Here is a 14567-nt window from a genome sequence, read left to right as displayed (position 1 = left end):
AATGCCGGTCCCACGCCTGGCAGTCCTATTATGAATTATTTTGCTGTGATTTTCCCGGCCAATCGTCCATTTCAATGGTCTGTTCTACGATGATTTCCGTAATTTCCGCCATCGTGTTGGCTTCGCGGACCTTTTTCTCGTAGCGCTTGAGCAGCACGGCGCCGACGATGCCGCCGAAAATCATGCCGGCGAAGGCCGACAGTTCCTTGGCCCAGCCGAGGGTTTCGCCGTTTACGTAGCCGAAAGCGCCCCAGATGAGGACCATCAGGAGGGGCATGCCGAAGCACATCGCTCCGCCGACGCCCATCTTCCCGTCGGGAATATTAAATCGTACATACTGCCCTTTGATCGCTCCAACAGGGTTCTTCGCGTCGATCAGGGCGTTGTTTTTGCAAATCATGCCGCTGCACGGCGTATACAAATTGTTGCGGTTCGTCCGCAGCTTGACCATGCCGTTGTCAAATACGGTATCGACAACTCCCGTTCCAGTTCTCATACGTATCTCCTTATCTGAATATCAAGTGTAACTGCCCTTATTATATCTTACTTTTACCGGCCTGAACAGATATATATTTGTCAAATCCATCCTTTTTTGGTATACTATAGATGTCTTTGAAAAATCTATCCCAAGGAGTGATATATATGGCAGTTACTACGATTACAGCAGCGAATTTTCAGCAGGAAATCCTCGCAGCCCAGGGCGTCGTCCTCGTCGATTTCTGGGCCGCCTGGTGCGGGCCGTGCCAAATGCTTTCGCCCGTCGTCGATGAAATCGCCGAAGAACAGCCCCAGATTAAAGTCGGCAAGGTAAACGTAGACGAACAGCGGGAGCTGGCGTCGCAGTTTCAAATCGAGCTCATCCCGACCCTCGTCGCCTTTAAGGACGGCGCAGAAATAGGCCGCCTCGTCGGCGTCCATCCCAAGGAAAGCATCCTGGCATTAGTGAAGAAATAAGGAGGCCCCGGTCATGTACAGCTATACCCCTGCGGGAGTATGCTCCCAGCAAATCTTTTTTGATCTGGACGGCGGCGTCGTCAAAAACGTCCGCTTTATCGGCGGCTGTCCCGGCAATTTGCAGGGCATCAGCCGACTCGTCGAAGGCATGGATGCAGCCGAGGTAATCCAGCGCCTCGAAGGCATTCAGTGCGGCGGCAAGCCCACGTCCTGTCCCGACCAATTCGCCAAAGCCCTGAAGCAGGCTCTGGAGACGGAACAAAACTGATTCCTCTTATAACAAACGCAAAGACGGTACCGCAAGTTCCAGCAGTACCGTCTTTTTATATGGTGTTCTTATTTCAGGAAATCTTCACGGATCGGCGTGAAAATATCGAAGACGACGAGAGGCACGTCTTCCGTATTGACGACGCTGTGTTCTGCATTTGACGGAAACCAGGCTACGCCGCCGGCTTCCAAGTGCTGCACCTGGCCGTCTGTAATGACGTCGCAGGCTCCCGACTCTACGTACAGCAGCTGTTCGTGCCGATGGCTGTGGGCCGGCATCGTCGTCTTCGGATGTACTTCGTTGCGCACGAGCATGACGTTCTTGCCTGTAAAAATCTTGCGGTCCATGAGGTCCAGATGAATCGTCGGCATATCCTTCCAGTTGTCAAATAATTTCATTTCCATAGTGCAATTCCCCCTATACGATTAATATCCTAAATTTTCGCCGACCAGGATAACCTTGATGCGGCCGGCAGGGCGGCAGACGCGCGTGCGCAGCAGCTGGGCGCAGACGCTGTTCGTCGTCGCGCAGTGGGCGCACATACCCGTCTTATAGCACGGTGTGTCCGAGCCGGCAAAGCGGTTGATGTTAATAGGCGCCGCCGTCGAGCGGGCTCTGGCCATAGCCGACTCGACAGTCGGACAGACCTTGTTCATGCCGACGATGACAAGGACCTGCTTCGGCCCGTAGGATAAGGCGGCGACGCGGTTGCCGTTGCCGTCGATGTTGATGAGCTGGCCGTCCTCTACGGCGGCATTCGTCCCCATGAGAAAGGTGTCGCACAGCAAGGCCCGGCGCATGAGTTCCACCCGTTCTTCCGGCGTCTTGGCCCTATCCCTGTCGATGACGGCGTAATGCTCCAGCACGTAGGGCCGCAGTCCAATATCGTCGATGGACGCCGAGCCGCCCCACGACACGACGTGGTCCGCCGGAATATAGGACAAGGCCGTCTGCAGGGCCGCTTCCTTCGTCGGGCAATACACGGCCTCGAAGCCCCGGGCGGCAAAGCGCTTAGCTACGGCCGGCCCTTTCTTGTCATACATGACGTGCATCATATCCGTTCTGTCCATGTCTATCCCTCCTGACATTTCCTATTTCGCTCCATCTTATGCACTGCTTTCATCATAGCATATAAAAAAATCATATACAATATACAGTTTTCTTACATACAGTAAAAATCTTAAAATATGGAATATGCTGTAAAAAAACGCCGCTGCAATTGAAAACATATATGTTTTCAATTGCAGCGGTGTTTCTATATATCACAGTGTTACACATTCAGCTCCGCGATGGAATACAGGCAGGCGTATTCTGCCAAGGTCACGCGGCTGCCGTCGAGTTTGCAGTACAGCTCACCGCCCCGTTTCGACGCCTGGTAGGCCTTGATGTCTTGCTTGCCCAAACGTTCTGCCCAGATAGGCACGATGTGGCAGTGGCCGGAGCCGCAGACCGGGTCTTCGGCGACGTTGAGCTTCGGCGCGAAGCTGCGGCTCACGCAGTCGTAGTCCATCCCTTGGGCCGTAATGTGCAGCAGCAGGCCGTCTAAGGATTTCATCCCTTCCATGTCGGGCTTCGCCTGCCGCACGTCGTCTTCCGCCGGCAAGACGCAGACCAAGTCCCTCCCCATGTACGCCGCTGTGGGCCGCGCGCCGATGACCGCCGCCATAGCGTCCGTCACGGGGATTTCCTTCATCTCGTAGGCCGGAAAGTCCATGGACAGCCGTTCGCCGTCCCGCGAGACGACCAATTCGCCGCTCATCGTCTGAAAGCGGAATACCTGTTCTTCCGGCGCTACGAAATGAGCCAGCACGTAAGCCGTCGCCAGTGTGGCATGGCCGCACAAGTCGATTTCGCCGCCCGACGTAAACCAACGCAAGCGGTAAGCGTCCCCTTCTTTCACGGTAAAAGCCGTTTCGGACAGATTGTTTTCCATGGCGATGCGCTGCATGAGGTCGTCTGCTATCCACGAATCGAGGACACAGACTGCCGCCGGATTTCCCTTAAACACCTCTTTCGTAAAGGCGTCGACAACGTAACATTTCATCATATAGCCCTCCTTTGCATTCTCTGTACTGTCTTTACAGATTCATCATAGCATAGGAGAAATTTCCATACAATGAGAAAATTGTATAGCATACAATTACGGGCGCCAACCGTCCAGCATGGCTTTCAAACGCCGCAGCCCCTCGGCCAATTCATCGTCATCAGCCGGAGCGGTCACAGCCAGGCGCAGGCCGTGCTGCCGGCTCGCAGGCCCGACGGCAAAGTGGGCGTCGCCATATACGGCTACGCCGCGCCGTCTCGCCCCGGCTTCCGCCTGCGTCCCCGTCAGTCCTTCCGGCAGGACCAGCCAGCGGCTCAGACACTCCGAACTTCCTAACAGCGTATATCCCTGTAGGATTTCCTCGGCAATGGCGTTTCTCCGGGCAGCCCCTTCCCGACGGGCCGCAATCAGCGCCTCCGCCGCGCCGGACACGAGAAGGCGAGCTGTCAGCTCCGCCAGCAGTTCCGACTGCGATAGGTGCAGGCTCTGCACGATGTCCTGCAGCGCGCCGGCATAGGCCGGAGGGCAGAGGATATAGGCCATGCGCAGCGTCGGCAACAGTACCTTCGACAGGCTGAGGATAAAAAAGGTTCTCTCCGGAGCCAAGGACTGAATCGTCGGCAGCGGATCGGCGGCCATGAGCCGGGCTACGCCGTCTTCGATGATAAACAGCCCTTCGTCTTCGGCAATCTGGGCTATCGTGCGGCGGCCTTGTTCGCTCATGACGTGAGCCGTCGGATTTTGAAAATCCGGCACGACGTACAGCCCCTTGATCTGGTGATTCTGCACGGCATAGCGAACGCCGTCGGCGCTCATTTCGCCCTGTTCCTGCGTGACGGGAACCAGCCGCACGCCCAACAGCCTGGCGGCCTGCTTGAGTCCGGAATACACGAGAGGGTCTACGCCCAGCCGGTCGCCGGGACGGCACAGGGCTAGAAGGGAAGCGACAATGGCGTTTTGCCCGCCGTTCGCCGCCGTGACAGCCCCGTGCTCTCCCACCGCACCGGCACGACGCAGCAAGTCCAAGGCGGCCAGTCTGCGCCACGCCGCGCTGCCGCAGCCGTATTGAAAGAACGACGGCGCCTTCTCCTCCGCCAGCATGGATTGCAGCGACGCGACGACGCCGTCGACGGCGATCGTCTCCGGCATCATCGAGGCCAGCTCGATCAAGGGCTCCATCCCGTCGGGGGCAAGGGACAAATTCGTCACAGCATCGTAGGCCACAAAAGTCCCGCTGCCGGTCACGCTGGTCAGCAGGCCTTTATCCGAGCAGATGCGGAAGGCCTGCGATACGGTGCTAACGTTGATGTCCAAAAAATCGGCCAGCTCCCGCTGCGGCGGCAGCTTCGTCCCCGGCAGCAGCGCGCCGGAACGGATGTCCTCTTCCAAACGCCGCGCCAGCGACTGGTACAGGGGCCGTTCCTTACTCCATGCCGGCTTCCAGGACATGGGATAGGTTTCAAAAGAATTGACAGGCATAGGCGGCTCCTTTCTGACGCGCTTATTTCGCCAGCATCATCTTCGCCGAGCTTTCGGCGGCGACAGAGCCGTCTTCGTGGACGACGCGCCCTTCTGCCGTGACCAGCCGGCCCCGGCGCGACGTAATCCATCCCTCTACCTTGACCGTTTCGCCGATGCGCACGGCGCTGCGGAAGCGGATTTCCAGCTTTGCCGTATAGGCAGGCCTGCCGGCCTTGCGGAACACGCAGTCGCCCATGACTTCGTCCAGCAAGGTGCTCGTCAGCCCGCCGTGCATGCGGTCGCCGTAGCTTTCGTGCTCTTTCTTCGGCGTAAAGTAGGCTGTCCACACGCCGTCGATCTCTTTCATATCTAATTTTAACCCGATGGGATTCTCTTTTCCGCAGCCGAAGCACCAGCTCGTGTCGACGGCCGTCGTTTCCTGTGTCATTCAAATTCCTCCTTCCAGCGCAGGCGCTGCGCTTTACTTTATTATATACTCTCGCAGCGCAGATAGCTATCAGCCATCGTCGACATTATTTAATATTGAAAAATTATATCATTTATATATTGACATTTACTTTCATTATTGGTATGATATAGCCATCAAACGACGAAACGGAGGATGCACATGAATATCGATGCTATATTAGTCAATCACTGTTCGCCTACCTTAGCGGGATTAAAGATGGGCTCGCTTCTCTGCCTCCCCCGCTTGGAATCTCGAACAGATTACGAAAAATTAATTGATAAATACAATCATATGTATAACCAAAAAGGTCTTCACTTCCGCATATTGTACGCCTGTCCCAAACGCACCCTGTTATATGTATACAGACCGGCAATGGTCGCGTCCTACGTGCAGAATCAGGCCGTCATGGCCTTTTTAACGCAGTACGGCTACGCCGCCGGCGATGTCCTGGAGCACATGCTGGACCACCTAGCCGACCGGTTCCGCGAAGGCGGTTGTTTTCCCCATGAGTCCGGGATTTTTCTCGGATATCCCTTAGAAGATGTATGCGGCTTCATTACCCACAAGGGGAACCACGCCAAAATCTGCGGCGACTGGAAGGTCTACGGCGATGCCGACAAAGCGTCCCGTATATTCCGAATGTTCAGCTGCTGCCGGGAAGACTACATAAACAGATTTGCCGTTGGGACAACGTTAGAATCACTCATCGTAGCATAAGGAGGAATTTATAATGGTAGAAATCGTATATTGGAGCGGCACTGGCAACACAGAAGCCATGGCGCAGGAAATCGAAGCAGCCGTCAAAGCTGCCGGCGCCGATGTAGAATCGGTTCGTTTCGAAGATACAAGTGTAGATGCCGTTGCATCGAAGGACGTTATTTTGCTGGGCTGCCCGGCTATGGGCGCGGAAGTGCTGGAAGAAACGATCGTCGAGCCGTTCTTCGCAGAGCTTCTGCCAAAATTAAAGGGTAAAAAAGTAGGCCTGTTCGGCTCTTACGGCTGGGGCACGGGCGAATGGATGGACGTGTGGAAGCAGCGCACGGAAGACGCCGGCGCTGTCGTCATCGGCACGGCCATCGTCAATGAAACGCCGGACAACGCCGAAGAATGCGCCGCGCTGGGCCAGGCCGCCGCGCAGGCATAACCATCTCTTTTCAAGTTCATTCATACCTCTCTAACATATAAAAAGAAAACAGCAGCGATTCCCGCAGAGTCGCTGCTGTTTTCTCGTGCCGAAATATCTTCAGCATATAGAAAAGGTTTCATGGAATATGATACAATAAACACGATATTGTCATCCTCGCAGCCGCACGGCCGCGTAGATATTTCTGTCATTTTTTATATCCCTATTCCAAGGAGGAATCCGTATGAAAGACCAAGTTTTCAGCGTGCTGCAGGCCATCGGCCGAAGCTTCATGCTGCCAGTCGCCATCCTGCCTATTGCCGGTCTGCTCCTCGGCATCGGCGCGTCCTTCACGAACGCGACGACCATTCAGACCTACGGCCTGGAAGGCGCCCTCGGCGACGGCACGCTCCTGCACTCGCTGCTCACCGTCATGAGCAGCGCCGGCAACGTCATCTTCGGCAACCTGCCGATCATCTTTGCCGTCGGCGTCGCCATCGGCATGGCGAAGCAAGAAAAGGAAGTCGCAGCCTTAGCGGCTATGATTTCCTTCTTTGTCATGCACGCCTCTACGAACGCCGTATTGAAATTGTCAGGACAAATCCTGCCGGACGGCTCTGTTGCCGACGGTGTTCTCGAAGGTACGATTGCCGACGTCTGCGGCATCTTGTCCCTGCAGGAAGGCGTATTCGGCGGCATCATCGTCGGCCTGGGCGTCGCCTGGCTCCACAACCGCTATCATAAAATCGTCCTGCCCAACGCCTTGTCCTTCTTCGGCGGCTCCCGCTTCATCCCGATTGTTTCCACCGTCGTCTACATGTTCGTCGGCATCGCCATGTGCTTCGTATGGCCAGTCGTACAAAACGGCATCTTCGCCCTCGGCGGCCTCGTCACCGGCACGGGCTATATCGGCACCCTGATTTTCGGCATCATCAAGCGGGCCCTCATTCCCTTCGGCCTGCACCACGTCTTCTATCTGCCCTTCTGGCAAACCGGCGTCGGCGGTTCTATGATGATTGACGGCAACCTCGTCCAGGGCGGCCAGAATATCTTCTTCGCCCAGCTGGCGTCGCCGAATGTCACCCATTTCAGCGCCGACGCGACGCGGTATTTCTCCGGCGAATTCATATTCATGATCTTCGGCCTTCCCGGCGCGGCCCTGGCGATGTACCGCACGGCAAAGCCGGAAAAGAAAAAGGTAGCCGGCGGCCTCCTGCTGTCAGCAGCCCTGACATCTATGCTCACGGGGATTACGGAACCTATTGAATTTTCCTTCCTCTTCGTTGCGCCCCTGCTGTTTTACGTGCAGGTCATCCTGGCCGGCGCAGCCTACATGATCGCCCACATGCTGAACATCGCCGTAGGCCTGACCTTCTCCGGCGGCCTCCTCGATCTGTTTATCTTCGGGATTCTCCAAGGCGAAGATAAGACGAACTGGATGTACATCATCCCCGTAGGCGTCGTCTACTTCTTCCTGTACTATTTCATCTTCACCTTCCTCATCAAGAAATTCGACTTTAAGACGCCGGGCCGCGAAGACGACGACACGGAAACGAAGCTGTTCACCAAGGCCGACGTCAATGCCCGCAAAGCGGCGGCTAAAGGCGGCGACTCCGACGGAGCTCCCGTCGTCGACGCCCTGAGCCAGACCATCGCCCGCGCCCTGGGCAGCAAGAAAAATATCACCGCCGTAGACTGCTGCGCTACGCGGCTCCGCTGCTCCGTCGCCGATTCATCCCTCGTCAACGACGCCCTCCTGAAAGCGACAGGAGCCGTCGGCGTCATCAAAAAGGGGACGGGCGTACAGGTCGTATACGGCCCGCAGGTCGCCGTCATCAAAGCCAATCTGGAAACGTATCTTGAAACAGCGCCGGATGTCGAGGCGAAAGAAGAAGCACCTATGCAGGCGCCGGAACCACAGGCGACAGCTGCGGCTCCGGAACCTTCCGAAGCTGCTCCGGCAAATCCAGAAGATCCGGCTGAAAAAACGTACTTCAACTCGCCCTTTACAGGTGAGCTGCATCCCATTACCGACGCTCCTGACGAAGCCTTTGCCGGCAAGATGACCGGCGACGGATTCTTCGTCTATCCGACGGAAAACACGGTCTATGCTCCGGCCGACGGCGAAGTCACCTTCGTCTTCGACACGAAGCACGCCATCGGCATGACCACAGCCGACGGAGTCGAATACCTTCTCCACATCGGCATCGATACGGTCAAATTAAACGGCCAGGGCTTTACGGTCTTCGTGGAAGACGGACAGGAAGTCAAGCAAGGCGACAAGCTCATGGAATTCGACGACGAATTCATCAAGCAGAACGCCCCGTCTGACGCCTGCCTGTGCATCTTCACCGACATGGACGCCATTCCCGAAGTCCATACCGTGACGACCGGCCAAGTCAAAGCCTTAGACAAAGCCGTTTGGTTTTGATACGCGACCGTAAGCACTCCCTTCGGCTTTCCTAGCCCCGCGAAATATCCTGCCCCGCCAGGACACCGCGGGGCTTTTTTTTTACCGGTCCGCCTATAGATTTTTATGCTATATGAGAAAGGCCGCGCCTCTATATGGAATAAAAAAACCGTGATACAATATGTTTAAGGAGGTTCCCATGACGCGAGAACTCAACAGACTCAACGACGTATTTTTCAAATATCTCCTCGGCGATGAGAAGAAAAAATCGCTGACCCTGAGCTTTATCAACGGCATCTTAAACCGAACGGGAAACGACCTGTTTACCGATTTAGAGTTTCTGGATAAAGAAATGACGCCCATCACCGAAGCCGGCAAGGTGTCTGTCCTCGACATACGGGCCCGAATGAACGACGGCTCTCAGGTCAATATCGAAGTGCAGGTCTGCAAAGACCCCGATATGGCCCGCCGTTCCTTATACTACTGGGCAAGAATGTACAGCGGCGCACTTCATAAAGGCGCGCCCTACCGCAGCCTGATGCCGGCCATTTCCATCAACTTGATGGACTTCAACGCCTTTGAGCAGTATACGACGTGTCATCACTCCTACCACGTACGCAACGATGAAACCCACGACATCCTCATCGGCGATTTGGAAATGCATTTTATCGAGCTGGAAAAAATACGCATCGGAGACATTCGAAAATTGCGCAAGTCTGAACAATGGATCGCTTACTTTTCTCATCAATGCAGCGACGAACAACGGGAGGTGTTAGCCATGAGTGAACCGGCCATCAAAGAAGCGATGAACTGCGAAATGCATTTTACTCAGGATGAAAAGCTGCGCCGTAAATACGAAATTCAAGAAAAAGCGCGGCGCGACTACATTTCCATGATGTACAACATCGAAAAGGGCCGCGAAGAAGGCTTGGAAGAAGGACGGAAAAAGGGTTTGGAAGAGGGACGGCAAAAAGGTCTGGAAGAAGGACGAAAAGAAGGACGAGAAAAAGGTCTGAAAGAAGGGCAGGATCAAGAACGACGGCGCATCGTCCTGTCTATGCTCCAAACAGGCTTTCCCTATGAAACCATTTCCCAAATTACAGGCATTCCGGCTGAAGAAATCGCAGCCATCGCCCAATCGCAAGCGCGGCAAATCAAAGAATAACATCCCGCAGCAAAACAGGACAGCGACGCACAGCCGCTGCCCTGTTTTTTCATTCCCAAATAGGATCAAACTGGCTGATGGCCGTAACCGTATCGACAAATCCTTTCAATAATAGTGATGCCGATGATAAAGATCAAACCGACAATCAAACTTCTCAACAGGTATATCTCTCATTAATCAGAAAAAAGAAAATCCCGGTGCTGCTATGCAAACAGTACCGGGATTTTCCTGTTATTAGAAACCCGCAAAAAGGTTTTCCGCTATGTAATTATAATCGAGCGTCCTTTATCCTTCTACGCAGGCGATGCCGCGTTTCAAGGCTTCCATGTTCAGCGGAACGAGCTTTGCTTTCTTGCCCGTGAACATTTCATGAATCATGTTTTCGATGGTTTCTACTTTCAGCACCTTCGTAGCCGCTACGTATGCGCCGAGCATAACCATGTTGCTGACCTTGGGATTGCCCAGTTCGCGGGCAATGTCGTCGCACGGTACATAGTATACCTTGACGTCGTCACGGTCTACCTTGTCCGGCACAATGCTGCTGTTGATGAACATAATGCCGCCTTTTTGTACGTGCGGGCCGAATTTCGCCAAGGCCGCGCGGTTCATGACTACGACTTCCGACGGATATTCTACCAGCGGTGAACCGATCCGTTCGTCGCTCAATATTACCGTACAGTTCGCCGTGCCGCCGCGCATTTCCGGGCCATACGAGGGCACCCAGGAAACCTGCAGATCTTCTTCTACCCCTGCTTCTACCAGGTTTTTACCGATGGACATGACGCCCTGGCCGCCAAAACCGGAGAGGATGACTTCGTGTTTCATATTATTGCACCTCCGCATCTTTAATTACGCCAAGAGGATAGTACGTAGCCATGTTTTCCATGAGCCACTTGTTTGCTTCATGAATATCCATACCCCAGTTGGTCGGGCAGGCGGCTAATACTTCGATAAAGGTAAATCCGTCGCCGTTCATCTGACGTTCAAAGGCTTTCTTAATGGCCTTTTTCGCTTTCATCAAGTGCGGAATGTCGACAACGCAGACGCGTTCCGCATAGACGAGACCGTCCAACGTCGACAGCATTTCTGCTACGCGCATCGGTTTGCCCGCCTGTTCTACCGTACGGCCCAAGGGAGCCGTCGTAGCGCGCTGGCCAATCAGGGTCGTCGGAGCCATCTGGCCGCCCGTCATGCCGTAGATTGCGTTGTTGATAAAGATCGTCGTGAATTTTTCACCGCGCATGGCAGCGTGTACGATTTCTGCCGCGCCGATGGATGCCAGGTCGCCGTCGCCCTGATAGGTGAAGACGGGGACGTTCGGATGGGTGCGTTTTACGCCCGTCGCTACGGCAGGCGCACGGCCGTGAGCGGCTTCCAGCATATCGCAGGCAAAGTAGTTGCCGGCGAATACGGAGCAGCCTACGGGGCATACGCCGATAGCCGTCTTGATCGCATCCATTTCTTCCAGCGTTTCCGCAATTAATTTATGCACGATACCGTGGCTGCAGCCGGGGCAGTAATGTAATTCGGTATCCTGCAAGCCTTTGGACTTTGCATATATAGTCTTCATATTATTTTACCTCCCCCATGACTGCTTCTGCCTTGGCTTCGATTTCCGAAACGGTCGGGATCATGCCGCCCAACCGGCCATAGAAATCGATCGGTTTCCGGTCGCCGACGGCAAGCTTGACGTCTTCGACCATCTGGCCGGCGCTCATTTCTACGTCCAGGAATACCTTAACCGATGCCTGTTCTGCAATTTCTCTCAGGCGGGCATACGGGAACGGCCACAGCGTAATCGGGCGGAATACGCCGGCTTTGATGCCTTTCTTACGCAGGTTTTCCGCAACGGTAATGGCAATACGGGCCGGCGTGCCATAGGCCGTGAAGACCAGCTCTGCGTCTTCCAGCATGATTTCTTCCCAGCGTACTTCGTTCTTTTCGATTTCCGCGTAGATCTTCAGCAGCTCTTCGTTGTGTTTTTCGCACGACGGAGCGTCGATAAGCAGGGAGTTGATGAAGTTGTTGTGGTCACGATCGCCGCGTCCGCTCGAAGCCCAATCCTTCGGCGGCAGGGGACGTTGTTTATGTTCTTTCCATACGATCGGTTCCATCATCTGGCCGATGAGGCCGTCTGCCAGGACGACGACAGGCGTGCGGTACTGATCGGCAATATCGAAGGCTTCCTGTACGAGGTCAACGGCTTCCTGCAGGTTGGCCGGAGCCAGGACCGGCGTACGATAGTCGCCGTTGCCGCCGCCGCGGGTCGCCTGGAAATAGTCTGCCTGGGACGGCTGGATGGAGCCGAGGCCCGGGCCGCCGCGCATGACGTTGACGATAACCGCCGGCAGCTGTGCGCCTGCGGCGTAGCTGATGCCTTCCTGTTTCAGGCTGACGCCCGGAGACGACGAGGACGTCATAGCGCGAACGCCGGAACCGGCTGCGCCGTATACCATGTTAATAGCCGCTACTTCCGATTCAGCTTGTACGAACACGCCGCCAACCTGAGGCATTCTCAGCGACATATATTCAGGGATTTCATTCTGCGGGGTAATGGGATATCCGAAGAAACCGCGACAGCCTGCGCGAATTGCGGCTTCAGCTATAGCTTCACTGCCCTTCCAAATTTCTCTTTTCATGGAACAGTTCACACTCCTCTTTGTTAGTCCTTTTCAATAGTAATGATCGAATCCGGGCAAATTCTTGCGCAGCTTGCGCAGCCGATGCAGAGCGATTCATCCGTGCAGTGTGCCGGCCGGTAGCCCTTAATATTCGTGCCGTCTTCTAAGGCCAGAATCTGTTTGGGACATACGGTGATGCACAATCCGCATCCTTTACAACGCTCTTTTCTGAAAGTCAAATGCATTGCCATAGGTGTTACGTCTCCTTTCTTTGCGGGTGTCATTCCCAAGGTTTCTTCATGTACAACTGCATAGGGAATACAGGATATACTAAATCCGAAACCCGATCTGCCAAATGTAGGGGGACAGCGTGGCAGACTACGGGGATTCCGGTTAATACCGATACTTCCTGGGCCATCTTCGCGCCGGCAACGACGTCTTCAACATCTGTCAGCTGGCAGCAGTGCGTATTGTTGATCAGGCCATCGATTTTCAAGCCCGACGACTGTTCAATCGCCCGTACATATCGTTCGGCTTTTTCTGCCGTATCCGATAAGGGCCGATTGGCATTGACGACACACAGCACGCGAGCTCCGCATCGCTGAAGATCATGACGATAGCGGGCCAGCACTCTGGCTCCCGACGGGTCGCCGCCAATATCTAAAATCCCATATAACTCAGGATTATCAAACAAGGCAAATACATCGGGCGGCATAGACGGCAAGTCAGCATCTACATGCATCTGCGAGCTGGCTATGAGCCGGCCGCCTCGTTCTTCTATCATATCCCGGCATTCGCGCGAGCGAAAATACGGGTCTACGACATCTAAATCAGCCAAGGCAAAGGGATGCCCCTTATCAGCCAAGGCCATTGCCATATTTACGGCAAATTCCGTTTTGCCGCTGCCAAAGTGCCCTACGATGACCGTAAGCCGAGCGGCATCTATCCAATTATCCATGGTGCAAACTCCTCATTTATTGGGGAATCCATAAAAATCCTTGAATCCGTTCCCTTATTCTGTCATGTTAAAAGAATTGGTTTTCTCATTCTTAAATATTGTTGTACATTTGCTTTAAGTGTACATTGTATCATGACCATTTGGTATTTATATTATACCTTAAATCGAAGACTTTCGCAAGATAGATTCAAGTAAAACGTTCATCTTATGCGAATTGAATCTAGCTATATTTCACTTATTGCATCGAAAACATAGCCTATCTCAGGTAATTCCATTATCTAAGTGAGAATAAAATCCTCTGGAAGTAAATCTTGATAGAGAAATATTATGTAAGTGATCATGTAACATTCCAAGGGTATTAGAAAAACAAAAAAATCGATTATATACATAGCATAATAAGAAAAAATTTCAGCATTGACTATATGCCGAAAACTTGGTATACTCAGCGTGTAGACTGAAAAGTATGCAAAACACAACGAGCCCCTTCAAGAGTGCCATCTTGAAGGGGCTCTTGCGTTGTTTACGGCCAACGCCACGCCGAGGCTAGTTGCTTAATATCATAACAGCAAAACGGGCTTGCCCGCGCGATTGCGCGAAGCAGGCCCGTTTTTTTATGCACTGCACCATTCGCTTTTACTGCCAAATGGCCTTCATCGTGTCTTTGTACGATTCGTTCAAGTGGTTGATGATGACGTTGAACATGGTGTAAATCATGTCTCCGTCGGCTTCTCCGTCCTTGAACAATACGCACGTGTCCATGACGAGGTTGCCTTCGTCGTCGGCGTAGTATTTAAAGGACTTGTACTTCTTATTGTAGCCGTTCATGAGCTCCAGCACGGCTTCCTTATTGTCATCGCGCAGGGCTTTCGGCGCGACGAGAAGGCGGATCATGCAGTAAATGCTGCTGTCCAGAATGACCAGCGTCGGAAGCTGGTTGCCGCCGACGTCGATGTGGGAGCGGAAGACGACGGTGTTCAGCGCATCGTCCTGGATTTCGTCGACCGTAAAGGCCGCGATTTGTTTTTCTTTTAAATAGTCTTGAAATAATTCTGCTTTTTTATTCATGGGAATCCCATCCTTTCTCTTACAGCAGC

General features: G+C 53.9%; 18 protein-coding genes. 6 read left to right on the top strand and 12 right to left on the bottom strand.

Annotated elements, in window-relative coordinates:
- Positions 1-28 precede the first annotated feature (28 nt).
- Positions 29-496: a SoxR reducing system RseC family protein gene (locus CJ260_RS04200; RefSeq protein ID WP_095629290.1), complete on the bottom strand. Its 468-nt coding sequence runs from the start codon at positions 494-496 to the stop codon at positions 29-31.
- 146 nt (positions 497-642) lie between these two features.
- On the opposite strand from CJ260_RS04200, the gene trxA reads away from it, so the two are divergent.
- Both trxA and CJ260_RS04190 read left to right on the top strand, forming a co-directional pair.
- Positions 643-954, top strand: a complete 312-nt coding sequence (gene trxA / locus CJ260_RS04195) for a thioredoxin (protein ID WP_095629289.1) — start codon at positions 643-645, stop codon at positions 952-954.
- A gap of 13 nt (positions 955-967) precedes the next feature.
- The gene (locus CJ260_RS04190) at positions 968-1222 is read left to right on the top strand and encodes a TIGR03905 family TSCPD domain-containing protein (protein WP_095629288.1); all 255 of its coding nucleotides are present in this window, start codon (positions 968-970) and stop codon (positions 1220-1222) included.
- Between the two features lie 68 nt (positions 1223-1290).
- Here the strand turns inward: CJ260_RS04190 and CJ260_RS04185 are convergent, their stop codons facing one another.
- From CJ260_RS04185 to CJ260_RS04165, 5 genes are all read right to left on the bottom strand, one after another.
- The gene (locus CJ260_RS04185) at positions 1291-1626 is read right to left on the bottom strand and encodes a cupin domain-containing protein (protein WP_095629287.1); all 336 of its coding nucleotides are present in this window, start codon (positions 1624-1626) and stop codon (positions 1291-1293) included.
- A gap of 21 nt (positions 1627-1647) precedes the next feature.
- The gene (locus CJ260_RS04180) at positions 1648-2292 is read right to left on the bottom strand and encodes a lactate utilization protein (protein ID WP_095629286.1); all 645 of its coding nucleotides are present in this window, start codon (positions 2290-2292) and stop codon (positions 1648-1650) included.
- 200 nt (positions 2293-2492) lie between these two features.
- Positions 2493-3269, bottom strand: a complete 777-nt coding sequence (locus CJ260_RS04175; RefSeq protein WP_233127891.1) for a PhzF family phenazine biosynthesis protein — start codon at positions 3267-3269, stop codon at positions 2493-2495.
- Between the two features lie 93 nt (positions 3270-3362).
- Positions 3363-4745, bottom strand: a complete 1383-nt coding sequence (locus CJ260_RS04170; RefSeq protein WP_095629284.1) for a PLP-dependent aminotransferase family protein — start codon at positions 4743-4745, stop codon at positions 3363-3365.
- Between the two features lie 22 nt (positions 4746-4767).
- Entirely contained in the window at positions 4768-5175 is a 408-nt protein-coding gene (locus CJ260_RS04165) for a PaaI family thioesterase (RefSeq protein WP_095629283.1), read from the bottom strand.
- A 180-nt stretch (positions 5176-5355) separates the two neighbouring features.
- On the opposite strand from CJ260_RS04165, the gene CJ260_RS04160 reads away from it, so the two are divergent.
- The 4 genes from CJ260_RS04160 to CJ260_RS04145 all read left to right on the top strand — a co-directional run bounded on the left by CJ260_RS04160 (position 5356) and on the right by CJ260_RS04145 (position 9894).
- The gene (locus CJ260_RS04160) at positions 5356-5913 is read left to right on the top strand and encodes a DUF3793 family protein (RefSeq protein WP_095629282.1); all 558 of its coding nucleotides are present in this window, start codon (positions 5356-5358) and stop codon (positions 5911-5913) included.
- Between the two features lie 13 nt (positions 5914-5926).
- On the top strand, positions 5927-6340 hold the full coding sequence (locus tag CJ260_RS04155; protein WP_087477310.1) for a flavodoxin: 414 nt from the start codon (positions 5927-5929) through the stop codon (positions 6338-6340).
- 223 nt (positions 6341-6563) lie between these two features.
- Positions 6564-8750, top strand: a complete 2187-nt coding sequence (locus CJ260_RS04150) for a PTS transporter subunit IIABC (RefSeq protein WP_095629281.1) — start codon at positions 6564-6566, stop codon at positions 8748-8750.
- Positions 8751-8928: 178 nt separating this feature from the next.
- Positions 8929-9894: an Rpn family recombination-promoting nuclease/putative transposase gene (locus tag CJ260_RS04145; RefSeq protein ID WP_233127890.1), complete on the top strand. Its 966-nt coding sequence runs from the start codon at positions 8929-8931 to the stop codon at positions 9892-9894.
- Between the two features lie 285 nt (positions 9895-10179).
- On the opposite strand, the gene CJ260_RS04140 is transcribed toward CJ260_RS04145, so the two are convergent.
- The 6 genes from CJ260_RS04140 to CJ260_RS04115 all read right to left on the bottom strand — a co-directional run bounded on the left by CJ260_RS04140 (position 10180) and on the right by CJ260_RS04115 (position 14538).
- Positions 10180-10719, bottom strand: coding sequence for a 2-oxoacid:acceptor oxidoreductase family protein (locus CJ260_RS04140; protein ID WP_087477307.1), 540 nt, complete (start codon positions 10717-10719; stop codon positions 10180-10182).
- 1 nt (position 10720) lies between these two features.
- Positions 10721-11464 (bottom strand): thiamine pyrophosphate-dependent enzyme, encoded by a 744-nt coding sequence (locus CJ260_RS04135; RefSeq protein ID WP_087477306.1) that lies wholly within the window; start codon positions 11462-11464, stop codon positions 10721-10723.
- Position 11465: 1 nt separating this feature from the next.
- Positions 11466-12533 carry a 3-methyl-2-oxobutanoate dehydrogenase subunit VorB gene (locus tag CJ260_RS04130; RefSeq protein ID WP_087477305.1) on the bottom strand — a complete coding sequence of 356 codons (1068 nt, stop codon included), beginning with the start codon at positions 12531-12533 and terminating at the stop codon, positions 11466-11468.
- Between the two features lie 23 nt (positions 12534-12556).
- Positions 12557-12766 carry a 4Fe-4S binding protein gene (locus CJ260_RS04125; RefSeq protein ID WP_087477304.1) on the bottom strand — a complete coding sequence of 70 codons (210 nt, stop codon included), beginning with the start codon at positions 12764-12766 and terminating at the stop codon, positions 12557-12559.
- A 29-nt stretch (positions 12767-12795) separates the two neighbouring features.
- Complete coding sequence (locus tag CJ260_RS04120; protein WP_095629279.1) at positions 12796-13473, bottom strand: hypothetical protein; 678 nt, start codon at positions 13471-13473, stop codon at positions 12796-12798.
- A gap of 633 nt (positions 13474-14106) precedes the next feature.
- Positions 14107-14538, bottom strand: coding sequence for a YbjN domain-containing protein (locus CJ260_RS04115; RefSeq protein WP_095629278.1), 432 nt, complete (start codon positions 14536-14538; stop codon positions 14107-14109).
- Between the last annotated feature and the right edge of the window lie 29 nt (positions 14539-14567).

The sequence above is a fragment of the Megasphaera sp. ASD88 genome, assembly GCF_002287425.1.
GTDB lineage: Bacteria > Bacillota > Negativicutes > Veillonellales > Megasphaeraceae > Megasphaera > Megasphaera stantonii.
The sequence above is the reverse complement of the archived record's forward strand: the minus strand, read 5'-3'. Positions and strand labels throughout refer to the sequence as shown.